Raw genomic sequence first — 21,831 nt, 5'->3', positions numbered from 1 at the left:
ATGCATAAATCTGTCCGTCAATCTATGGCATGGCTACATTCATGGCTAGGTTTAAGTTTTGGCTGGCTCCTCTTCGCGATCTTTTTAACAGGTGCGGTTACCTATTATCGCCATGAAATTACAATGTGGATGCAGCCACAATTTGTCATGATGCAGGTGAACCAGGAAACAGCTTTAAAAACTGCTTATAGCTATTTACAGCAACATGCACCTGATGCACAGAACTGGTATATCGGGGTAGCAAATCAGGATTTACCGGTTAATAAAATTTATTGGCAAACTGCAGAGGGTGCTTATCAACTTAAAACCCTGGATGCTATGACAGGTAAGGAATTAACGCTTTCGGCTACACAGGGCGGAGATTTTTTCTATAACTTTCATTTTCAGCTATATGGCGTACCTTATACCATTGGCCGTCTGATTGTCACCATTGCTGCATTCATCATGTTGATGACCCTGATTTCCGGAATCATTACTCATAAAAAAATTCTGACCGACTTCTTTACTCTGAGAGCTTTTAAAGGACAACGTTCCTATCTGGATTTTCATAATGTCAGTTCCGTCATTGCGCTACCGTTCTTTTTAACTATGACTTTTACTGGACTGGCTATTTTCTTTTATATTGTTTTGCCTTCTGGCATGAAGCAGCTATATCCAGAAAATCCATTTCAATATTTTGAAGAAATCCGAACCAAAAATGTGCTTGCTCCCTCTGCTGTGCCCATTAAAACGGAGATGTTACCGATTCAACATTTTATCACTACGGCGCAGCAGCACTGGGGAAAATCAGAATTTGACAATATTACCGTGAAGCAGCCGAATACCCAACTGGCAAAGATTACCTTAACCGAATTGAAAGATCATTCTATTACCCGCAATCAGGCACAACTCGTATTAAATGCGACGACAGGCAAATTGCTTGAAAACACCCGTAATGACAGTGCAATTGCTACCCTGAATGCTGGAGTATATGGTTTGCATATGGCACGTTTTGCCGAACCTGTTTTACGTTTCGCCCTATTTTTCTCAGGCATATTAGGCTGTGCCATGATCGCTTCCGGATTATTGCTCTGGAGCCTGAAACGACAGATGCAGAAAAAATCGGATCGTTTTCACTTTGGATATTATCTGGTGAATCGTCTGAATATCACCATTATAATTGGTTTACCTATTGCCATGCTGGCTTATCTTTATGCAAACCGTTTGATTCACATTCCTGTGGGCACCACAAATTATGAAATCTATATCTTCTTTAGTATTTGGCTGAGTAGTTTTATCTTGGCCTGTTTAACGCCACAACAGCATTTATGGAAAACGCAGCTTAAAATTCTCATCTGTGCCGCTTTTATGCTTCCACTCATCGACCTGTATTATTTGTGGTCCCAGCATTATCTGGATTCTTTTGCGAACTATTGGCTGTTTTTGCGTATCGATCTGATGCTCTGGATCTTGGCACTTCTCGCTTACTTCCTACATCAGAAAATTACACCTATCCAGCAAAAAGCCGTTCATAAAATTCAGGCCAAGCTTAAAACCGCACAGCAGGAGTCTTCTTCATGATATGGATGGCAATAGTAGGATTGATCTGGATGGCCTGTTTTGGTTTTTATGCCGTGAGTGAAAAACAGATTTTAAAAACCAGACAATCTCGATATTCTTTTCTGGTGAGTTATCCGGTCATCGTTAAATTGATCTCAGGTAGTCTTTTACTGTTGGTATTGTCCCTTTTACGAACTCAATTCAGTAGTAGTATTAGCTTTATCGCACTTTGGGTTGTTATAAGTCCAATCGTATTTATATTTATTCTGAAAATGAATAATTTAAAACAAAGAAAAATATAAAAGTTTATAGAGGCCTTAAGAATAAGATATAGCTGAGTATATGAGGCGAGAAAATGATTTTCCCGCCTCATAAATATTAGCTTACATACATATCTGTTTAGAACATCATTCTTAAACCGATTCCATAACGCCCGCCCTGTTCAGAATCAGATGCGTCCTGCCATGAAGTTTTCTCGTTGCCCTTGGAATATTCATAAGCAATATCAAGGTAAGGCATGATCTTTTTATTGACCTCATAACGAGTTTCCAGACCGAATGCCGCATGACTTATTCCAGTCTTTTTAGCATTGGCTGCTTTATCCTTCAAAATGAGGTCAACTTCAACATAAGGCTGCAAAATCAGTTTTTGTGTGAGTAGCAGATCACGTTCTGTTTCTAGCTCAAGTCCGATAAAATCATCTTGACCAAGATACAGATGTGCATTGGTTTCAAAGAAATACGGCGCCAACCCATGGAATCCAAATATTGCATCTACATGTTCAATATTTTGCCCAGCATTAGGCTGACCCAAATTTTCCTGACGGTAGCGAAGACCCGCCTGAGCATCCCAGAAATCTGAAATATTCCGGCTATACAGAGCTTGGACTGCATATTCTGTTGCTCTGGATTCCTGCTTGTCAGCTTTGAGTTTAATGAACAGTTTATTTTCATCCGTGCCAATCCGAAGCTCATTCTCAGACTGTAAGCCTCCCTCACCTTCTGAGTTTTTGATCCATTTATTGTCCAGTTTGACCCGCGTATAAATTTGCCCTCCATGTTCCTTGCGATGATCATGTTCGCTGGAATAGGTTGAAGCTGAATCTGGAATTAAATTTTCAGTAATTTCCGGTGCTACTGAAGTTAAATGGTGCTCTGACGATTGGAGTGATTGTTGATGATGCATCGAATGATCAGCATACTGTTGAGATATATCTTCGGCAAAAACAGTCATATTTCCCAACGCCAATACACTAGCCAAAACAGGCTTCAAACAAAGATTAATGGTGTGCATGAGCATCTCCTTGTTTTTCTACTGGTTTTGTCATGTGATGATGGGAATGCTCTTCCCGCACAGTATTCTGAGTCGAAACGTCATTTTCCTGAACATTTGCTACAATCAGTTTATTCATCATTCCGGCAGTCATGTGATACAACAGATGACAATGAATCGCCCATTCACCTAGTTCATCTGCAGTCAGCAAAGTCGTAACGGTTTTTCCAGGTGGGACAATCACTGTATGTTTATTCGGCATATCTATTGCAGACTGGCCATTTTCGAGCTGCATGAACATGCCATGTAAATGCATCGGATGTGCCATCATACTGTCATTGATAAATTTCAGCCTGATCCGTTCCCCAAATTTCACTTTGAGCGGCTCTGCTTCATTAAATTTCTTGCCGTTCATGGTCCAGATATACCGTTCCATGGTGCCGCCTAAACGAATCACCAATTCGCTTTCTGCGTCGCGAATATCTTTTTGCGGAGTTAAAGATTTGAGGTCGCTATATTGCAAAGCTTTATGCCCTACCGGTGTAGAGGCATTGGCCCAGCCGTAAACTGGTTGCTGCGTAAAAGTTTTGGCATCTTTTTCATGTTGCATATCCCCGGTCATATTTGAGTGATTCACATGATCTATAGCGGATGAAGTATCTGAATGCTCGGTATGATTGTCCTCTCCTTGTTCGATAATTTTGGCTGATGCATGCTGCTTATGTCCCATCATCGAATGTTCAGTATCCCTTTTAACATTTATGTCATGACTAGCATGATTCTGATGATTCATCTGCTCGTGTGCTTCACCCTGCATATTGCCATGTCCCATATCTTCCATGGTCAATAAGGCACGAGGACGGGATATAGGTTTGTGTATGGCATGATTAACTGGCTTTAATTCATTCTGTAAGCTGCCAATCGCAAAACCGGAACGGTCAATCGATTCAGCTTCAATCTGATAATGTTCCGCAGTGGGCTCCACAATCACATCATAGGTTTCTGCGGCACCAATGCGGAATTCATCGACAACTACAGGTTTGACAGGCTGTCCGTCTGCACTGACCACCGTCATTTTCAACTGTGGAATACGCACATCAAAAAATGACATGGCAGAGGCATTGATAAAACGCAGTCGCACTTTTTCATTCGGTTTAAACTGTCCTATCCAGTTCTGTTCAGGCGTTTTTCCATTCACCAAAAAGGTATAGCCGGTTACATCAGACAGATCGGTTTTCAGCATGCGCATCTGGTTCCACATTTTGCGATCATTCCAGGTGGCTTTAAGCCCTTCCCGTTTGATTTGCTGAAAAACATCGCTCAGAGTTTCACGCTGATTTTGATAATACTCGGCAGATTTTTTTAAATTATTCATGATCTGCTGGCCGGACTGCTCATGAAATTCTGAAAGCATGACCACATAATCACGCTCGGTCTGCTCATGTGCAGGAACTTCCGCCTGGTTTTTGGGATAGATTACAAAGGCGCCGTAAAGGCCGTCCTGTTCCTGCCCCTTGGAATGGGCATGATACCAGTAGGTTCCACTCTGACGAATTTTAAAGCGATAGACAAATTCCTGATTAGGTGCAATGCCCTGAAACCCGTTAAAACCGGGGACACCATCCATCAGGCCGGGTAGCAATAAACCATGCCAATGCAGAGAGCTTTCTTTATTCTTTAGCTTGTTTTTGACGCGAATAACAGCTTCATCACCTTCCTCAAATTCCAGTAAAGGTGCAGGAAATTTTCCATTCACTGTAATACGTTGTACCGTTTTACCGGTGAGATTAACAGGACCTTCTTCAATAACCAGCTGGTATTCTTTTACAGCAGCAAATAATGAAGACGAGATCACTAAACTTAAGCCCAATAACAGGCTTTGACTAATTTTAATCGACATAACTTAATCCTTGATTTTTGAAATATTAATAACGAGGATTAAGCTTTAGGTGGGCGCAGTATTTCCTGCCAATACCCGGCAAGGTGCTTGGCTTGATAATTAGAGATAAAATTGGTTTCTAAGGAGTAAATCTCAGGGAGTGTTAACTTCGAGATTTCCACATCGATCCAGCTACTCAGGTTATGGCAAGAGCTATAAATACAATCCAGACAGTCATCTTTGTGTTCATTTAAATCGGAGTGGCAATCCATGTCCTGACTCATATCATGAGCAGAATCATGCATAGCTTGATGCTGGCGATGTAACTTCTCTATTTTTTCCATTTCCTTACAATGGGAACTCATCTGCTTGGCTGACGTTTCCAGATGCATCGTTTTTGCTGAAGCAATCGACATGCCGCTCCAGCTTACGGCGAATACCATAAGCATCACAAACCAGATCTGTTTAAAGAACTGTCTGAGCACGATGCACCCTGAAAATATAAAAATGAGTTAACCCAAATAGCATAGGGTGGAATATTAAAATTCGCAAACTTTATAAGCGCTTAATTTAAAGATTAATATTTTGTTCCTGATAAATTGATCACTTTTTAAAATAATTTAGCGGCAGCTTCAAATAAGACACGCCATTGGCTTCTGGCATTGGAAACTGCCCTCCATTCATATTGATCTGGATGGCAGGCAAAATCAGCTTCGGCATACTTAAACCTGCATCACGCTGCTGACGCATCTGTACAAATTCAGATCTGCTAATCCCTTCACGGATATGAATGTTTTGCTGTTTTTGCTGCTGAATCGTGGTTTCACATAGATATTCATGACGTGACTCTGGCAAATAGTCATGACACAAAAATACACGGGTGCTTTCCGGGAGCTGAAACAGCTTGTGAACAGAATCATATAAAACCGAGGCACTGCCATTTGGAAAATCACAACGAGCCGTACCATAGTCCGGCATAAACAGTGTATCCCCTACAAAGACGGCATCACCAATCACATAGCTTAAACAGGCAGGTGTATGGCCTGGCGTAGGAATATTATAAACTTCCAGTTCTCCAATCTTGAAATGCTCACCATCCTCAAACAGATAGTCAAAAGGCTGATGCGCATTGATCTGTTTCATGTCCAGATGATATATCTTGGCAAACGTTTCCTGCACCAGCGCAATTTTCTTACTAATTGCAATCTTGCCACCTAATTGCTGTTTTAGATATGGGGCAGCTGTCAGATGATCAGCATGTACATGAGTTTCCAGAATCCATTCCACGGTCAAACCTTGTGATTTTACATAGGCAATCATCTGATCGGCATGCTCGGTCGATGTGGTGGCAGACGCAGCATCGTAATCCAGCACGCTATCAATAATGGCACATTGGGCAGTTTGAGGATCGCTCACCACATAACTAAAAGTATTGGTATTTTTATCAAAAAATGCTTTGACGTGTGGCTGCTGTGTCATATTTATACTCCTGCCCATTTACGGTGAATCCAGACCCCAAGCAGCATAGCTGCAATAAAATACAAGGCTTGATAATGTCCCAAGCCAATCAGGGTAAAACTGGGTGCCGGACAAATGCCTGCAATTCCCCAACCGATACCAAATAATAAACTACCCGCCAGCAGTTTAGGATCAATCTTTTGATTCTTTGGTAAATCAATGGGTTCATTAAATAAAGTGGTCGGATGTGGATTATGTTTAGCTTTCTGGAAAGGAATAAAAGCCACCAGAATTGCCCCCATCATGACAAAGGCAAGACTGGCATCCCAATCCCCAAACAGATCCAGAAAATCCAGAACTTTTTCAGGATTAGACATACCTGAGAGCATTAAGCCGACTGAAAACAGGCCACCAAATAGAAAAGCGAATAGATTTTTCATTTAGATAGCTCCAACCAGATGACGAACAACATAAACCGTGATAAATCCCGCCAGCATAAAAGACCCGGTCGCAACAAAGGAGCGATTTGACAGACGGCTAATCCCACAGATGCCATGTCCACTGGTACAACCTGAACCTAAACGTGTACCAAAACCAACCAGCAAACCGGCAATGACCATCATCCATGGGCTGGCATTCAGCTCAATTTCTGGCTGAAACAATACGCCGTAGATAAATGGAACTATAAATAGTCCTGCTAAAAACCAGACCGCAGGAGTTTTGAAAATTGTCTTTCGATTAAGTACCTGCCCAACCAACCCACTCACGCCCGCAATACGGCCATTCACATACAGATAGCCGACCACTGAAAGACCAAGCAGTAATCCACCGAGAAACGCTGCCAAAAAGTCATGCATGAGCATATTCCACTTAAAATATATAATTTTATATTATATAATTATAAATATTAATCAAGACGGTTTTTAAATATTGTGTGACTAATACAGGTTTTTTATATGACAGCAGATGAAACTCAGACACGTATTGATTTTTCTCAGGCTCATGTGGTAAGCGAACGCTTAAAAGTGTTGTCGAATTCTGACCGACTGAAAATTCTATGTGTACTGGTCGATAGTGAAATGAATGTGCAACAGATTGAGCTACAAACAGATATTCACCAACCCACTCTCTCACAACAACTTACGGTGCTCCGAAAAGCCGAAATGGTCAGCACGCGTCGTGAAGGAAAGCAGATTTTCTATCAGCTTTCCGACCCCAAATTACTCACCCTGATGCAAACCTTATATCAGCTTTATTGCAAGGCTTAAGTGATAAGAAAAATCTTTATTTATCCATAATTGGAGAATACAAATTCTTAAAATATTTAAAAGTTAAGAATTCTCAGGAATATCTGCTGGAGCTGTTCTGGTATCACTTTGAATCAGGCCGTCAACTAACTTGATGGTGCGATCACAACTAACAGACAAGCGCGGATCATGAGTCACCAGCAAAATGGCACAGCCCTGTTCCTTATTTACTTTACGAAACAGTTCAAAAACTTCAGACGCGGTCTGGGTATCCAGGTTCCCGGTCGGTTCATCGGCCAGTAACAAGGCGGGTTCTGTAATGAGTGCTCGAGCGATTGCAACACGTTGCTGTTGCCCGCCGGAAAGCTCATTCGGTTTTCGATGTGCATATTTTTCCAGTCCGACTGCAGCCAGTAGTTCATGGGCACGATCTAGAGCCTTTTGATCCGGCTTTCCATGCGCCATCATTAACGGCATAAGGACATTGTCTAATGCATTAAAAGCTTGAATCAGATGGTGAAACTGAAATACAAATCCAATACTGCTGCCGCGTAATGCGGTACGTGCAGCGTCATCCATACGGCTGGTGGGTTGACCAAGCAGATATAGTTCACCGCTAGTTGGCTGGTCCAATAGACCCAGAATATTCAATAAAGTACTTTTCCCCGAGCCTGAAGGACCAATTAGTGCTGCAAAGTCACTACGTTCAATACACAAATCAATGCCATGCAGAACTTCGACTTCATTAGGCTGACCAATATTATAAGATTTACGTAGTGCTTCCAGCCGCAAGACTTCATTCGATGAATCAGACATGACGAATTGCCTCCACAGGATCAAGTGCCGCAGCACGACGGGATGGTATAGCCGCTGCCACTACACCAGTCAATGTGGCCAGCAATAAAGCCAGCAATAGCAGATTGATTGAAATTGGAATATAGAACAGGCCTGGGCCAAATTCATTAAAGATCCAGACCAGTAAATAACTGACTGCACTGCCGATAATAGACCCCAACAAGCCAAAAATTGCGCCCTGAAACAGGAAAACGCGCAGGATTTGTCTTTGTGTAGCCCCTGTCGCCCTTAAAATGCCAATTTCACGAGTCCGTTGTACGACACTGACTGACAAGACGCTAGCAATACCAAAAGCAACGGATATGGCCACAAAAATAATAATCATATTGGTGGAAAGGCTCTGCGCTGAGATGGCATTCATTAACTGACCATTGGTTTTAATCCAGCTTTCTGCCTGTAAGGAAGTCAAACGCCCGACCTGCGTTGCAATATTTTCTGCTTCAAAAATATCTTCTACCGTCAGGTCGATTACAGTGATCCCGCCTGGCAGGCTGAGTAAGGACTGTGCCTGTTTTAAATCCATATAGACATAGCGCGAATCCAGCTCACGTACTCCAAGTTCGAAAATTCCGGAAATATTTACGACAGTACTGTTGTCCTGACCGGTGTCTAATCGTAATTTGCTACCCACCTGTACACCCAGATCTTTAGCCAGCTGACTGCCAATCATTACATCATCTGCACCGACACGTAACTGCCCACTGATCATATATTCTTTGAGTGGAATTATTTTCTGATAACGTTCTGGATCCATGCCCACCAGCGCAACCGATTCCTGAGCTTCACCGCGCTGTGCGAATGCAGGTCCAGAAACTACTGGAGAAACAGCTGTCAATAAAGGCACCTGATCCAAGGTCGTCACGACCTCTTGCCAATTATTGATAGAGCGTAGTCTTTGGGTCCGTTTATCTTCTAGAACCAGCTGCACAGTGCCTGCGGGTGCGGGTATAACTTGGTTCACTTCATCGGGAGACAATAAACGGATATGTGCCTGTGTCCCTAAAGTCCTTTCGATGATATTAGACTGCAAGCCCTGTATCAGTGCCGAGATAAAAACAATCACAGACACCCCTACAGCAACACCCACTGTAATCATCAGAGACTGCATTCGGCCTTCTCGCAAAAAACTGATTGCGATCTTCCATTCAATCCAGAGACGCCCTAGTAATTTTTTCACTCGAATTTCACCGGTAATTCATTTTTATTGCTGGCATCATTATTCTGGTCGGCATAGTTGATTTCTTCGGGCTTAAATCGAACTCGTGTGCCATCTTTTAAAGTTGAAGTTGCATCTGACAATACCTGATCACCCGCTTTTAAACCGGAAATCACTTCAGACATGGCAAGTCCGCGCAGACCCAGTTGCACTTTTTGTCGCTGGATTTTGCTATCACGTACCAGTAATACGGTGGCCTGATCGCCCTGTACTTTCCCTAGCGCATCATTCGGAATCGCTAAGGTACGATCACGGCGACCTGTCTCGACATTAACCGATACCGTCATATCCTGACGCAGGAAATCAGGTACCGGATCAACCGATAGACGCACTTCTACCGTGCCGCGTTGAGGATCGATACTCGGTGCAATAAAATTAATCCGGGCTGGGAAAGGTTTATCCGGGTAAGCATCGGCAATTGCAGCCGCTTTCTGGGACAACGCCAGTCGTGACAGATTACGTTCATCCAGTGGTACACGGATTTCGGTATTGCCATCCATTGCAATGGTAAATAAGGTACGTCCTGGCTGAACCAGATCGCCAGGCTCAACATCACGGGTCAGCACCGTTCCAGCAACAGTTGCCCGGATTTTAGTTTTAGCCAGTTGAGCCTGTGCCACCGAAAGCTGCTCACGTAATGAAGCCTCTTCTACCTGACCAGGTGCCAGTGCAGCTGCTTTTAAACGCACAGTTTCATAATTATTGCGTGCTACCCTTTCTGCCTCTACAGCCTGTTCAATTTCTTCTGCCGAAAGGATGCCTGCTTCGGCATTGCGACGGCGCGTCGCTTCACGGCTGGCCTGTTCCAGCTGAGCTTTTGCTGAAGCCAATTCTGCTGAGGCTTGTGGACGGCGATTGGTTGCCAGTTCATTCAATGCGACTTCTGCCTGACGAACTTGGGCTGCCAGTTCATCCGATTTAAGTACAACCAGCAAATCGCCCGGTTTGACCCGATCGCCTTCCTTGACCCGACGTTCTAGTACCACGCCGGTTACTTCACTACCGACTTGAGCACGTGAAACGGTGATGACCTGCCCGGTGGCAACCACTGATTGCACCAGCGGCATCGGCTCTAAGGTATAACCTGTGACTTGTGGCCCTTGCCACCAGCGAAATACGCCAAATGCAACGAGCAAAAGTAAAAGGATCAGGACAATATATTTATAGCGGATAGCGCGCAATGTGCTTCTCCATTCTGGTTAAAAGCGCAGTTGTAAAGAAATACTTGTAGCTTATCTAGCTGTATATTTTAGATTTATTTGGTTGTAAATAAGTTATTGGTTTTATTTTGCAGATTGGTTCCTAAATCGACTTAACTCTTCTGTAATCCACTGAAGGTATATTCCTGCTTATCGCTCTTTTCCTTAAAAAGAAACCCGATATTTCATTCTAGAAGTCGACTTTAAATAACTAAAACAGGCAGTTCTAAAGTGTCAATTTAAGCTAAATGTATAAATGCTAAATCTTGCACAGGTTCTGTTATGAAATGTTGAGTCTAATTCAATCCCAACTAAAAGCTCCTAATATATTTTTTCCTCAAGAGCAATCAAGGAAAAAATATGAATAACTATCCTGAAACTCCAGCTTCAACTGAAACCCAAGCCCATCAACCGGGTGACCAGACTAAAATGGATCCTACCCCGGAAGTCATTAAAGAAAATTATAAAGGTAGCGATAAATTAAAAGGCAAAGTAGCACTCATTACAGGTGGTGACAGCGGGATCGGTCGCTCTGTATCAGTATTGTTTGCCCGCGAAGGTGCTGATATTGCCATTTGCTATCTGGATGAAGACCGGGATGCGCTTGATACAAAAAAAATGGTTGAAGCAGAAGGACGCCGTTGTCTGCTGATTCAATGCGATTTACAGCATCCTGATGAAATCAAGAAAATGGTTGAGCAGACCCTTCAGGAATTTAAAACCATTAATATTCTGGTAAATAATGCAGGTGTGCAGTATCCGCAGGACAGTATTACCGATATTTCTCCAGACCAGTTATTCAAGACCTTCAATGTCAATATCCTGTCCATGTTCCATCTGACTCAGGCGGTACTTCCACATATGCAGGCAGGTGACAGTATTATCAATACCACCAGTATCACCAGCTATCATGGACATGACACACTGATAGACTATTCAAGCACCAAAGGTGCGATTACTTCTTTTACCCGCAGCTTATCTACCAATCTGGCGAAAAATAAAACCGGAATTCGTGTGAATGGTGTTGCACCAGGCCCAATCTGGACACCACTCATTCCAAGTAGCTTTGATGAAGAACAACTGGAAGATTTTGGTAAACAGACACCAATGGGACGTATGGGACAACCGAGTGAAGTCGCTCCTGCCTATTTATTTCTGGCCAGTGAAGAAGCTAGCTATATTTCAGGTCAGGTCATTCATGTAAATGGCGGCAGTATTATTAACGGCTAATCAAAGTTTGAAAGTAGATAACAGCCTTTCTAGCTGTTATCTACTTTTTTCTAAAATATTTAATACGTTTTAGTTTTAAAATCTTTGAAAAACAGAATTTGATGGATATCTATAAAATTCATCTTAAAGCTATAAAACAATTCAAACAAATCCTGACAGATGATTACTCGCGCCAAAATAATCCCTTGTTATAGTGATTTCAGACCCTACCTGATGAGGATAGTAAAATGTCTAGAGGTGATAAATCAGCTTATACCGAAAAGCAAAAACGACAGGCTAAGCATATTGAAGACAGTGAAAAAGATCGTGGTCGCCCTGAAGACGAAGCAGAGCGTATTGCCTGGTCGACTGTGAATAAGCAGGACGGCGGTGGCAAGAAAAAGAAAAACTGAGCTATCCAAAGTTCAAGGAAAGTGATGCTATTGATTTAGCATCAATTCAACTATCTAGATTTTATTCCTTTTATTTTTAAGCAATCGAAAAAGTCTGATGGCCTTAGGTATTCAGATTCTTTCCTCTGTTTTGTTATTCCATCAAATCATTCAAGATAATTTTAAGGAAAAATATGAAAATTCTGATTGTATTAACCTCCCATGATCAACTTGGCGAAACGGGTAAAAAAACCGGATTCTGGCTCGAAGAACTGGCTGCTCCTTATTACACTTTTATTGATGCAGGCGCAGACGTAACGTTGGCCTCTCCAGCCGGTGGCCAGCCACCACTTGATCCAAAAAGCAATGAACCTGATGCGCAAACCGAAACAACCAAACGTTTTGAAGCAGATGAAGTGGCCATGCAGGCTCTTGCCAATACGCATAAATTAAGTGATGTGCTGAATCAGGATTTTGATGCGATCTTTTATCCGGGTGGTCACGGACCGTTATGGGATCTGGCCAATGACCAGAATTCTATTTCCTTAATTGAACAGACTCTACAGGCCAATAAACCTGTGGCACTTGTCTGTCATGCACCGGGTGTGCTTCGCGATGTTAAAAATGCAGAAGGCCGACCTATCGTCGAAGGTAAATCAGTAACTGGCTTTAGTAACACTGAAGAAGATGGTGTTGGCCTGACTGATATCGTGCCATTTTTAGTTGAAGATACGCTGAAAGAAAAAGGCGGACAGTATTCCAAGGCTGAGGACTGGCAAGTGCATGTACAGCAAGATGGCCTGTTAATTACCGGACAGAATCCGGCATCTTCTGCCGCAACGGCTGAGGCGCTGTTAAAGTTATTAAAATAATTTCATCCAGATATAAGTAATTTTGTTCATTTACTTATTTGCTGGTAAAAAACCCTGATGTGATGTCACATCAGGGTTTGTTCAGTTTTATTCTCAGTTCTAATTTGCTACTGCCACAGTTGATGCAATATGCTGGGCCAGTAATTCTCTGAGTTTAAATTTCTGGATTTTCCCCGATGGCGTCATCGGAATCTCGTCCCAAATCTCCAAACGTTCTGGAATATATTGCATTGCCAGATTATGGGTTTTCAGAAAATCCACCAGCTCATTAAAACTTAAAGACTGTGCTTGATCTTTTAACTTAATAATCGCACAGGCACGCTCACCTAGCCGTTCATCTGCATAGGCCACTAAAGCGACCACCGCCACATTGGGATGTTTATATAAAAGTGATTCAATTTCTGCGACCGGAATATTTTCACCGCCACGAATGATTACATCCTTTTTACGGCCACAAATCCGGATATAACCTTTCTCATCTTGATAGGCGATATCGCCCGTATCAAACCAGCCATCTGCATCGATATCATTTAAATGAGCACGTTTAAGATAACCGCCAAAACCGGAACAAGCACGAATCATCAAGCGACCAGACTCATTTACCGGCTTGGTCTTCTCTGTTTTATCGACAATTTTGACGTCTACACCCGGCAAGGCGATGCCATCAGTATTAAAAGAACGTTCATCGTCATCTTCTGGACAGGTAGTAGTGACCGCACCACATTCGGTCATCCCCCAAGCTGAAATCACTTTAACCCCTAAAATTTCCCGGGCTTTTTGTACCAGTGGTCCAGGAATTGGCGCACCGGCACAAAGGAAAATTTTCAGTGAGTCGACTTTGTCATGTTGTTCAGCCACAGTATTGGATAGGTCATTCAGGAATGGTGTTGAAGCCATGGTGAAATTCACCTGATGCTGATGAATCAGATCCACGGCTTTGGAGACATCCCAAACATCCTGTAATACCACTTTGGTATTGAGCTGAATCGGCATCATCAGACCATACATAAAACCGGTCTGGTGCGCCATAGGTGACGCCATTAACACCACATCATTTTCAGTTAAATGCAGTCGCTCTGCATAAGGCACAATATTGGAAAATAAGGTATTGGCCGTATGCATCACGCCTTTCGGTTCACCTGTGGTACCCGAGGTAAAGATCAGTTGGGTAATATCATCGGGGCTAGACTCAAGCTCATCCAGCGCAGCAATGGCTGCAGCATTCTGTTCTAGCCCATGATTCAGTAACAGGCGATCAAAATTATTCTCGCCATCCCCATTCACTACAACTACGTGTTTTAGGGTGTCCAGCTTGTTGTGTAGCTGATTGGCCAACTGTTCATGGCCAAAATTACGAAAGATTTTAGGTACAACAAATACTTTAGATTCACCATGTTTAAGCATGAATTCCAATTCACGTTCACGGAATATCGGCATGAGTGGATTCAATACGGCGCCAATACGGCTACAAGCCAGATACAGCAAGGTAAATTCCCACCAGTTCGGCAACTGGCAAGACACCACATCATTTTTCTCAATACCCAACTGTTTCAAGCCCAGCGCAATTTTGTTGGTCATGTCCCAAATCTGCTGGTAGCTGAAAGTCTGTTCAGTTTGATTCTCGACCTTAAAACTCACTAAAGCGGTTTTGTCCGGATTTTTTTCTACCGCACTGCGTAAAAAATCGAGAATTGTTTGATTGAGCCAGTGTCCCTGTTTGAGCATGGCCTCTTTTCTTGTCGGGATCAGAACCGCATCGAAATCCATTCGCTTACTCCTTATTTTTTATAATAGTCTTATTTTGGTGGGGGCATACTTTCCTTAAGCTGGTACAGCCTTACGTCCTGCCTTATGCCGAGCGATAATTGTTTTCATGATCTGTGCTGTGCCATCGCCAATCTGGAAGCCCAGTACATCACGCATGCGCTGTTCCATCACACCACGATCATAACCGGCATGACCAAAAGTCAGCAGGCATTGATGAATCACATCATAGGCCAGTTTCGGCCCCCACCATTTACACATGCCTGCTTCAGAGGTATGTGGCAGATGGTTGTCTTTCAACCATAATGTTTGCAGACAAAGTAAGCGCGCAGCTTCAACCTGCGTTTCATATTCTGCTAACGGATGGGAAACACCCTGGAAAGCAGTCAATGGCTGACCAAAAGCTTCACGTTGCGCAGCATATTCCCAAGCCTCATCCAGACTGACGCGTGCAACCGCCAAAACTTGCAGACCAATCAGGGCACGCGAGAAATCAAAGCCCTGCATAACCTGAACGAAACCTTTATTTTCATTGCCCAGACGATGATTTACTGGTACACGGACATTGTCAAAGAAGATCGAACCGCGACCAATCGCACGCTGGCCGTGACAGTCAAAACGTGTGGTGCTGATGCCTGGTAAGTTCATTGGAACCAAGAGCGCTGTCACGCCATGTGCACCATCTTCATGGGTGCCAGTGCGACCGAAAACCACCGAAGCATCTGCCTGATCGGCCGCAGAAATTGAGGTCTTTTCGCCGTTAATCACATATTCGTCGCCATCACGTTCAATCTTTAAACGTAAGTTGGCAGCATCTGAACCACCACGCGGCTCGGTCAACGCAATTGAAAAAATCGCTTCACCAGCTGTCAGTTTTTTTAACCACGGCTCCACCACTTCAGGTTGGCCATGTTCTGCCAGAATCTGGCCATTTAACGATGCAAGCAGATTGATATAGGAAAAACTTAAATCAGCCTTGGCAATGGCTTCATGGATAATCCCTGCTGCCAGTCGGCCCATACCCTGACCACCGTATTGTTCAGGGAGTTCGGGGGCTATAAAGCCCATTTCCCCCATTTTTTTCACCAGATCACGATCAAAGACTCGGCTTTGATCACGCTCCAGAAAACCGGGAGCCACATATTTCTGGGCAAATTTTTCTGCCGTTTCAGCTAAAAGTTCTAGATCTTCGGTGATATAAGGATTCTTTTTCATTGATCAGTCTCCTTATTTAGCATACTTACGGAATTCAGGCTGACGTTTTTCCTTCAATGCATTCACGCCTTCACGAGACTCTTCAGTATCGTAATAAAGTTTTAGCGCATACATGCCCATGCCAGCGATCCCTGCCTGATGTGCGGTATCCATATTGAAACTGCGTTTGGCAATCGCGATTGCGGTCGGACTACGCTGACAGATTTCTTCGCCCCATGCCTGAACTTCTGCATCGAGTTGATCTGCTGGTACACATTTATTGGCCAATCCAATTTCAACCGCTTCCTGACCAGAATAACGGCGGCACATGTACCAGATTTCACGGGCTTTCTTCTCACCCACGACGCGTGCTAAAAATGCTGTGCCATAACCTGGATCGACTGAACCCATTTTTGGTCCGACCTGACCAAAGATTGCTTTATCTGAACAGATCGTCAGATCACAAATCGTGGCCAGTACATTACCTCCCCCAATCGCATAACCTTGTACGCGCGCAATTACCGGTTTTGGGACATCACGAATGGCGGTATGCAATTCTTCCATCGGTAAACCAATCGTACCGCGACCGTCATAATTGCCATCATGTGCAGACTGGTCGCCACCAGTACAAAACGCTTTTTCACCGGCACCCGCCAATACAATCGCACCAATATTACGGTCATAACCAGCCTTGTTTAAGGCCTTAATCAGTTCGTCACAGGTTGTACCACGAAAAGCATTCATTTTTTCTGGGCGGTTAATTGTGATCCAGGCCACACCGTTTTTTACTTCATATAAGATATCTTCAAAATTCATATTCATTACGTCCTGTACTGTTTTTATCTATCTAATTTATTGTCGATTAATTTGATGCTTTAACCGTTCATGGTCAGGCCACCAGAGACACTAAGCACCTGTCCGGTAATAAAGCTGGCATCTTTGCTCAAGAAAAAGGCAATCGCAGAGGCTAAATCATCCGGTTGACCCAAACGGCCCAGTGGAATGGCACGAACAAAGGCTTCACGTAATTTTTCGGGATTCGATGCACCCTCAGTCACGCCTGCAAGTAAAGCGGTGTCTGTTGGGCCTGGGCAAATCACATTAATTTTGATGTTGTGGCGTGAATGTTCGCGTGCCAGAGTTTTGGAGAAAGATAGCAAACCTCCCTTACAGGCGGCATAGACAGCTTCGCCCGAAGAACCGACACGGGCTGCATCTGAGGCAATATTAACAATGCTGCCGGAATTACGTTCGACCATGCCTTTCAGCACAGCAAAGTGCATATTCAGCATACCGACCAGATTGATCTGGATCAGTTTCTGCCATTCGTCTGGGGTGCTTTTAATGAAGGGTTTAAAAATGTCCCAACCAGCATTATTCACTAGTCCATCGATCGGGCCTAATTCAGTTTCCGTTTTTTGGACTGCCTGTTCAACGACGTCACTTTGGGTAATATCACACTGAATTACTAACGCCTGACCGTATTGATTAATTTCATTTGCCAGCTTCTCGGCAGCTTCCAGATTCATATCAAAAATGGCAACTTTTGCGCCTTCTTCAGCCAGACGTCGGCAGGTTGCAGAACCAATTCCGCCAGCACCGCCTGTTACAATCACGACCTTATCTTTTAATCCTTTCATTGTTTTATCCCTACGCTATTCGTTGTCGAATTTAATCAGCTGTTGTTCTAATTCGGTGTGTTTTATCTAAAATAGAAAGAGATTGAATTTATGTCAATATATTTACATAAAATAATATTTATATTTTTATAAATATTTAAATAACAATTAGTTAATAATTTTATTTATTCAATGTATTGACCTATATTGACTTTTATCTTTAGAGTAACCCATATCTAGTCCCAGCATATTACTAAGCTGTTTCTGTTTCATGAAGGATGTTTTATTTCTTTAGATTGCTAGATGACTGCCTTGATATTCAGCTAGAGAACAAACTGAAACTGTGAATATCAAGAAAGATATTTTTAAATGATTTAATCGCTTAGTTCAGGATTTAAAGATGCAGATTTCTGCTAAAACACTATGATTTTTAAAACAAATTATAAAAGAAACTGATTTATGCGAAAAAGCGATAGGTTATACTTTGCGCCGTTTGGCTATTTCAGTTTTGAGGATGTTGCATATAGTGAGTGATACTTTGTCAAAAAAATATGATCAATCCTTATATTCCGCTCATAACCGGCTGTTTTTCCGGCTGTTTCAGGTGGGAAACAGTCTGGATCGAAAATGCTTAAATGAGCTAAAAATATCTCCCGTGCATTGGGCGGTGCTCGGTGCCCTGTCTCGTCCTAAAGTTAAGTCTGGTATGTCTTTTTCAGATCTGACCGAATATCTGGGTGTAAGCCGACAAAATCTGGATGCCGTCTTAAAACGACTGGAACGTGATGGACTGGTAGAGCGTGTTATCAATGAACAGGATCGACGTGCCAAAATTGTTGCGCTTACCACGGAAGGTTTTCAGACCTGGGATAGCCTGCAGGATGATTTTTTTGAGTTTTATGGACAAGCCTTAAATAAACTGGCTTTTGATGATGTGATTACCCTGATTCATTTACTCAATAAAGTAAATGATGGTCTGAAAAGTATTCATCTGCAAAAAGAGTCGGACCAATAAAAAATAGAAATCTTATTTTTAAATTAAATAGATAAAAAATGAGCCCTTATGAGGCTCATTTTTAACATCATTGTTTAAAATGATCATTATGCTTTTTGTGGGTCATATTGACGATCTTTGATAAAGATCCCAGACACTGCACCACACAAGAAATAGGCACCGCCCATAATCAGGAAGCCCAAGCCAATTGAACCACCACTCGCTGCTGCGCCAATAATCGCAGGCGCAAACATGGCCCCAATACGCCCTGCATTATAAGCACCACCGACTGCTGTACCGCGGATTGACGTCGCAAAGCTTTCAGTCATATAAGTTGCGTTAATTGCATATGGAATACCATATAGGAAACCAAAGAAAATTAGCAGATAGGCAATATTATCTGGGGTGTTGAACAGCACAATTACGGGTAGAAAAATCGCCGTACCAATCGCGCCAAAAGAGAAAACGGCGCGTCGACCTAAACGGTCTGCAGCAAAACCGGCCAGAACTTTACCAAAAATCATGGCGACATAAGTCCCGATCATATAGCCCGCCATTGATTTAAAGTTCATGTGTAATTCAGATTCTAGATAAGCCGGCATCCAGTTATTTACACCGTAATAGCCAAACTGCAGGAACCCAGCCGTAAAAATCCATAAAATAAACATTTTACGATTCGCAGGATCTGCAAAGATTTCTTTAACGGTACTTTTCTTAACAGGTTGTTTGGTGGTTTCTTCAGCGGGTGCATATAAACGCAGTAATCTTGCACGCTGCCACGATTCTGGTTCAGGAACCAGTTTCTGGATAAAAATCGCCATGACGGATGGGATAATCGCGACAAAAAACAGTGTACGCCAGCCATATTCAGGAATAATCCAACCTGCCAATACAGTAGCTACGATATAGCCGACCGTCCAACCTGCCTGTAAGGTACCTAAAATTGTAGTCCGGTATTTGGTTGGTACATATTCAGCCATCAGGGTACTGGCTGCAATATATAAAGACCCGATCCCAAACGCAGACAGGAAACGTAGTACCGCGAACTGTTCATAGTTTTGGGTAAAGCCCAAGGCTGCAGTTAATACTGAAAAGATCAGAATTGAAATAACGACTGTACGTACCCGGCCTAAACGGTCACAAGCCCAGCCACCAATAAAACCACCAATCGCCATACCCGCCAGTGTAAAACTACCCAAGGTACCGGCTTGTAAATTACTTAAACCAAATTCTGCTTTCAGGCTGTTTAAGCTGAAGGACAGCAGTAGCATGTCCGCGCCATCGACCAGGAGTGCCAAAAAGGCAAAGACAAAGGCAATCTGCTGGGTTCGTTTGGTAGTGGGTTTTATCTTTGCGAGTTCTCTTTCTAAAAGTTGTTCTCTTACTAATTCCGTCATATTTAAATCTCTATTCCTATCCTTAGGTTTTTTCATTCTGATCTTGTGTATGCACACTTCTGTATGCATGCGCTTTAAGCGCGATCCGTTTTCAAAGCACAGTACTTACTCCTGTTCTTATAGTCTCATTCCCGAGACTTTTCCCTTTCCTGTTATTTTTGAATCGTATTTATTCTCGTCATCAGGCTAAAGAAGTTAGGATGATTTTTCAATCATTTTAGATGTTTTATTTTGTTAGACGAAATTAAGTATCGTAAAGTTGCTTGTTTTTCCATTTTCATATAGCTTTAAAGCGATTATTAAAATGACATGTAATCTAAATAACATCGAACAAGGAGCGTAACGATGGGTGCTTTAACAGGCTTTCGTGTACTGGATTTAAGCCGGATTTTGGCTGGTCCTTGGTGTAGCCAGATTCTGGCGGACTTAGGTGCGGAAGTGATTAAAATTGAAAAGCCTGATCATGGAGATGACACACGCATCTGGGGACCACCTTGGCTTAAAAATAATCAGCAGGAAGATACCCATGAATCGGCTTACTATCTTTCAGCCAATCGCGGTAAACATTCAGTTGCCGTAGATTTATCTACTCCGGAAGGTCAACGCATTATCAAGAAACTCGCAGAACAGAGTGATGTAGTGATTGAGAACTATAAAGCGGGTTCGTTGAAAAGATATGGTCTGGATTATGAAAGTCTGAGCCAGATAAATCCGCGTCTGGTGTACTGTTCAATTACCGGCTTTGGCCAGAATGGCCCGCGTGCGCAAGAACCAGGCTATGACTTCATTGTTCAGGGTATGGGCGGTATGATGAGTGTTACGGGTGAACGTGATGACCTTCCAGGGGGTGGTCCGCAAAAAGCAGGTCTAGCCTTTGCTGATCTGACCACTGGCTTATATGCTGCAATTGCGATTCAAGCTGCTTTATTGTCCCGTGAAAAAACTGGTGAAGGTCAGCATATTGATATGGCACTGCTGGATACCCAGGTCGCTTCCCTCTCTGTTCTAGCCATGAATTATCTGACCTCAGGTAAAGTCCCTGGCCGCTTCGGAAATGCCCATGCCAATATTGTGCCTTATCAGGTGTTTAAAGCACAGGAAGGTGAATTCATTATTGCTTGTGGGAATGACCTGCAATTTCAAGCGCTGTGTCAGGCCGTGGGTTTGACCAAAGTGGCAGAAGATCCGCGTTTCTTGAAAAATTCAGGCCGGGTTACACATCGTGAAGAACTCACCACTCTCTTACAGGCTCATTTCTACTCTCAACCGGCAAAACACTGGGTAGATCTGATTCATGCAGTCAAAGTCCCAGTGGGCATGATCAATAACCTGAAACAGGCTTTGGAAGAAGAACAGGTTCTGGCGCGTGAAATGGTCATTCATATGCCGCATACTCTACGTGACGATTACACCTCGATTGGTTCGCCGATTAAACTTTCCAAGACCCCGGTAGAATATAAAAAAGCACCACCGTGTCTGGGTGAAGATACCGACGCCATCTTGAGCCAGTATTTAAGCCCTGCTGAAATGGAAGAGCTGAAAAGTAAAAAAGTCATCCAGCAGCGCTAAACTGCTCAGCAATAAAAAAAGGAATCGAAAGATCACTGCTGTCCCATAGTTTGCTTTAAATAAAAAAACCTGAGTCCTAACAGTTAAAATATGAGTGCAAACAAACACTTTAACGACCAGGATTCAGGTTTTGTCCCATCAGAATACCGTATTTCA

The 21,831-nt window shown here is 43.0% G+C and carries 22 protein-coding genes; 8 read left to right on the top strand and 14 right to left on the bottom strand.

The window, feature by feature from the left end; all coding sequences use genetic code 11:
• Positions 1-1,560, top strand: coding sequence for a PepSY domain-containing protein (locus tag FTV18_RS11030; protein ID WP_180018094.1), 1,560 nt, complete (start codon positions 1-3; stop codon positions 1,558-1,560).
• Positions 1,557-1,841 carry a hypothetical protein gene (locus tag FTV18_RS15815; RefSeq protein ID WP_166138836.1) on the top strand — a complete coding sequence of 95 codons (285 nt, stop codon included), beginning with the start codon at positions 1,557-1,559 and terminating at the stop codon, positions 1,839-1,841. The genes FTV18_RS11030 and FTV18_RS15815 overlap by 4 nt, the downstream gene beginning before the upstream one ends.
• Positions 1,842-1,938: 97 nt before the next feature.
• On the opposite strand, the gene FTV18_RS11025 is transcribed toward FTV18_RS15815, so the two are convergent.
• From FTV18_RS11025 to FTV18_RS11000, 6 genes are all read right to left on the bottom strand, one after another.
• Positions 1,939-2,832, bottom strand: coding sequence for a copper resistance protein B (locus FTV18_RS11025; RefSeq protein WP_166138833.1), 894 nt, complete (start codon positions 2,830-2,832; stop codon positions 1,939-1,941).
• Positions 2,819-4,711, bottom strand: a complete 1,893-nt coding sequence (locus FTV18_RS11020; protein ID WP_180018092.1) for a copper resistance system multicopper oxidase — start codon at positions 4,709-4,711, stop codon at positions 2,819-2,821. The genes FTV18_RS11025 and FTV18_RS11020 overlap by 14 nt, the downstream gene beginning before the upstream one ends.
• Before the next feature lie 38 nt (positions 4,712-4,749).
• A complete protein-coding gene (locus FTV18_RS11015; RefSeq protein ID WP_180018090.1) occupies positions 4,750-5,175 on the bottom strand; it encodes a hypothetical protein in 426 nt (141 codons plus the stop codon).
• A 118-nt stretch (positions 5,176-5,293) separates the two neighbouring features.
• Positions 5,294-6,169, bottom strand: a complete 876-nt coding sequence (locus FTV18_RS11010; RefSeq protein WP_180018088.1) for an MBL fold metallo-hydrolase — start codon at positions 6,167-6,169, stop codon at positions 5,294-5,296.
• Between the two features lie 2 nt (positions 6,170-6,171).
• Positions 6,172-6,588 carry a DUF6691 family protein gene (locus FTV18_RS11005; protein WP_125278655.1) on the bottom strand — a complete coding sequence of 139 codons (417 nt, stop codon included), beginning with the start codon at positions 6,586-6,588 and terminating at the stop codon, positions 6,172-6,174.
• A complete protein-coding gene (locus tag FTV18_RS11000; protein ID WP_034170880.1) occupies positions 6,589-7,005 on the bottom strand; it encodes a YeeE/YedE family protein in 417 nt (138 codons plus the stop codon).
• A gap of 99 nt (positions 7,006-7,104) precedes the next feature.
• On the opposite strand from FTV18_RS11000, the gene FTV18_RS10995 reads away from it, so the two are divergent.
• Entirely contained in the window at positions 7,105-7,416 is a 312-nt protein-coding gene (locus FTV18_RS10995; RefSeq protein ID WP_004785741.1) for a metalloregulator ArsR/SmtB family transcription factor, read from the top strand.
• Positions 7,417-7,479: 63 nt separating this feature from the next.
• On the opposite strand, the gene FTV18_RS10990 is transcribed toward FTV18_RS10995, so the two are convergent.
• Genes FTV18_RS10990 through FTV18_RS10980 form a run of 3 tightly spaced genes read right to left on the bottom strand, consistent with a single transcriptional unit; the run spans position 7,480 to position 10,647 of the window.
• Positions 7,480-8,211, bottom strand: a complete 732-nt coding sequence (locus FTV18_RS10990; RefSeq protein WP_180018085.1) for an ABC transporter ATP-binding protein — start codon at positions 8,209-8,211, stop codon at positions 7,480-7,482.
• The gene (locus FTV18_RS10985) at positions 8,204-9,427 is read right to left on the bottom strand and encodes an ABC transporter permease (protein ID WP_180018084.1); all 1,224 of its coding nucleotides are present in this window, start codon (positions 9,425-9,427) and stop codon (positions 8,204-8,206) included. The genes FTV18_RS10990 and FTV18_RS10985 overlap by 8 nt, the downstream gene beginning before the upstream one ends.
• Positions 9,424-10,647: an efflux RND transporter periplasmic adaptor subunit gene (locus FTV18_RS10980; RefSeq protein WP_180018082.1), complete on the bottom strand. Its 1,224-nt coding sequence runs from the start codon at positions 10,645-10,647 to the stop codon at positions 9,424-9,426. Before FTV18_RS10980 ends, FTV18_RS10985 begins: the two co-directional genes overlap by 4 nt.
• Before the next feature lie 378 nt (positions 10,648-11,025).
• Here FTV18_RS10980 and FTV18_RS10975 point away from each other — a divergent pair, with 378 nt between their 5' ends.
• The 3 genes from FTV18_RS10975 (at position 11,026) to FTV18_RS10965 (ending at position 13,138) form a co-directional block, all read left to right on the top strand.
• Positions 11,026-11,895 carry an SDR family oxidoreductase gene (locus tag FTV18_RS10975; RefSeq protein WP_034706266.1) on the top strand — a complete coding sequence of 290 codons (870 nt, stop codon included), beginning with the start codon at positions 11,026-11,028 and terminating at the stop codon, positions 11,893-11,895.
• A gap of 227 nt (positions 11,896-12,122) precedes the next feature.
• Entirely contained in the window at positions 12,123-12,287 is a 165-nt protein-coding gene (locus FTV18_RS10970) for a hypothetical protein (RefSeq protein ID WP_166138732.1), read from the top strand.
• Between the two features lie 173 nt (positions 12,288-12,460).
• Complete coding sequence (locus FTV18_RS10965; RefSeq protein ID WP_179993040.1) at positions 12,461-13,138, top strand: type 1 glutamine amidotransferase domain-containing protein; 678 nt, start codon at positions 12,461-12,463, stop codon at positions 13,136-13,138.
• Positions 13,139-13,237: 99 nt separating this feature from the next.
• Here the strand turns inward: FTV18_RS10965 and aliA are convergent, their stop codons facing one another.
• Genes aliA through FTV18_RS10945 form a run of 4 tightly spaced genes read right to left on the bottom strand, consistent with a single transcriptional unit; the run spans position 13,238 to position 17,736 of the window.
• Positions 13,238-14,905: a cyclohexanecarboxylate-CoA ligase gene (gene aliA / locus FTV18_RS10960; protein ID WP_180018080.1), complete on the bottom strand. Its 1,668-nt coding sequence runs from the start codon at positions 14,903-14,905 to the stop codon at positions 13,238-13,240.
• Positions 14,906-14,959: 54 nt separating this feature from the next.
• Positions 14,960-16,117 (bottom strand): cyclohexanecarboxyl-CoA dehydrogenase, encoded by a 1,158-nt coding sequence (gene aliB / locus FTV18_RS10955; protein WP_180002000.1) that lies wholly within the window; start codon positions 16,115-16,117, stop codon positions 14,960-14,962.
• A gap of 12 nt (positions 16,118-16,129) precedes the next feature.
• Positions 16,130-16,912, bottom strand: coding sequence for a 2-ketocyclohexanecarboxyl-CoA hydrolase (gene badI, locus FTV18_RS10950; RefSeq protein ID WP_166138718.1), 783 nt, complete (start codon positions 16,910-16,912; stop codon positions 16,130-16,132).
• Between the two features lie 59 nt (positions 16,913-16,971).
• Positions 16,972-17,736, bottom strand: a complete 765-nt coding sequence (locus FTV18_RS10945) for a glucose 1-dehydrogenase (protein ID WP_180018078.1) — start codon at positions 17,734-17,736, stop codon at positions 16,972-16,974.
• Between the two features lie 505 nt (positions 17,737-18,241).
• On the opposite strand from FTV18_RS10945, the gene FTV18_RS10940 reads away from it, so the two are divergent.
• The gene (locus FTV18_RS10940; protein WP_034706362.1) at positions 18,242-18,730 is read left to right on the top strand and encodes a MarR family winged helix-turn-helix transcriptional regulator; all 489 of its coding nucleotides are present in this window, start codon (positions 18,242-18,244) and stop codon (positions 18,728-18,730) included.
• Positions 18,731-18,816: 86 nt separating this feature from the next.
• On the opposite strand, the gene FTV18_RS10935 is transcribed toward FTV18_RS10940, so the two are convergent.
• A complete protein-coding gene (locus FTV18_RS10935) occupies positions 18,817-20,106 on the bottom strand; it encodes an MFS transporter (protein WP_180018075.1) in 1,290 nt (429 codons plus the stop codon).
• A gap of 345 nt (positions 20,107-20,451) precedes the next feature.
• Here FTV18_RS10935 and FTV18_RS10930 point away from each other — a divergent pair, with 345 nt between their 5' ends.
• On the top strand, positions 20,452-21,675 hold the full coding sequence (locus FTV18_RS10930) for a CaiB/BaiF CoA-transferase family protein (RefSeq protein ID WP_159123583.1): 1,224 nt from the start codon (positions 20,452-20,454) through the stop codon (positions 21,673-21,675).
• The last annotated feature ends 156 nt before the right edge of the window (positions 21,676-21,831 follow it).

Origin of the sequence: Acinetobacter sp. YH12241 (assembly GCF_013417535.1) — a bacterium.
Taxonomy (GTDB): domain Bacteria; phylum Pseudomonadota; class Gammaproteobacteria; order Pseudomonadales; family Moraxellaceae; genus Acinetobacter.
This window is presented reverse-complemented; position numbering and strand designations above follow the sequence as displayed.

Bases quoted from the DNA above. Each gene is read 5' to 3' on its own strand.
- FTV18_RS11030 (WP_180018094.1), top strand. From the start codon at position 1: ATGCATAAATCTGTCCGTCAATCTATGGCATGGCTACATTCATGGCTA.
- FTV18_RS15815 (WP_166138836.1), top strand. From the start codon at position 1,557: ATGATATGGATGGCAATAGTAGGATTGATCTGGATGGCCTGTTTTGGT.
- FTV18_RS11025 (WP_166138833.1), bottom strand. From the start codon at position 2,832: ATGCACACCATTAATCTTTGTTTGAAGCCTGTTTTGGCTAGTGTATTG.
- FTV18_RS11020 (WP_180018092.1), bottom strand. From the start codon at position 4,711: ATGTCGATTAAAATTAGTCAAAGCCTGTTATTGGGCTTAAGTTTAGTG.
- FTV18_RS11010 (WP_180018088.1), bottom strand. From the start codon at position 6,169: ATGACACAGCAGCCACACGTCAAAGCATTTTTTGATAAAAATACCAAT.
- FTV18_RS11005 (WP_125278655.1), bottom strand. From the start codon at position 6,588: ATGAAAAATCTATTCGCTTTTCTATTTGGTGGCCTGTTTTCAGTCGGC.
- FTV18_RS11000 (WP_034170880.1), bottom strand. From the start codon at position 7,005: ATGCATGACTTTTTGGCAGCGTTTCTCGGTGGATTACTGCTTGGTCTT.
- FTV18_RS10995 (WP_004785741.1), top strand. From the start codon at position 7,105: ATGACAGCAGATGAAACTCAGACACGTATTGATTTTTCTCAGGCTCAT.
- FTV18_RS10990 (WP_180018085.1), bottom strand. From the start codon at position 8,211: ATGTCTGATTCATCGAATGAAGTCTTGCGGCTGGAAGCACTACGTAAA.
- FTV18_RS10975 (WP_034706266.1), top strand. From the start codon at position 11,026: ATGAATAACTATCCTGAAACTCCAGCTTCAACTGAAACCCAAGCCCAT.
- FTV18_RS10970 (WP_166138732.1), top strand. From the start codon at position 12,123: ATGTCTAGAGGTGATAAATCAGCTTATACCGAAAAGCAAAAACGACAG.
- FTV18_RS10965 (WP_179993040.1), top strand. From the start codon at position 12,461: ATGAAAATTCTGATTGTATTAACCTCCCATGATCAACTTGGCGAAACG.
- aliA (WP_180018080.1), bottom strand. From the start codon at position 14,905: ATGGATTTCGATGCGGTTCTGATCCCGACAAGAAAAGAGGCCATGCTC.
- aliB (WP_180002000.1), bottom strand. From the start codon at position 16,117: ATGAAAAAGAATCCTTATATCACCGAAGATCTAGAACTTTTAGCTGAA.
- badI (WP_166138718.1), bottom strand. From the start codon at position 16,912: ATGAATTTTGAAGATATCTTATATGAAGTAAAAAACGGTGTGGCCTGG.
- FTV18_RS10945 (WP_180018078.1), bottom strand. From the start codon at position 17,736: ATGAAAGGATTAAAAGATAAGGTCGTGATTGTAACAGGCGGTGCTGGC.
- FTV18_RS10935 (WP_180018075.1), bottom strand. From the start codon at position 20,106: ATGACGGAATTAGTAAGAGAACAACTTTTAGAAAGAGAACTCGCAAAG.
- FTV18_RS10930 (WP_159123583.1), top strand. From the start codon at position 20,452: ATGGGTGCTTTAACAGGCTTTCGTGTACTGGATTTAAGCCGGATTTTG.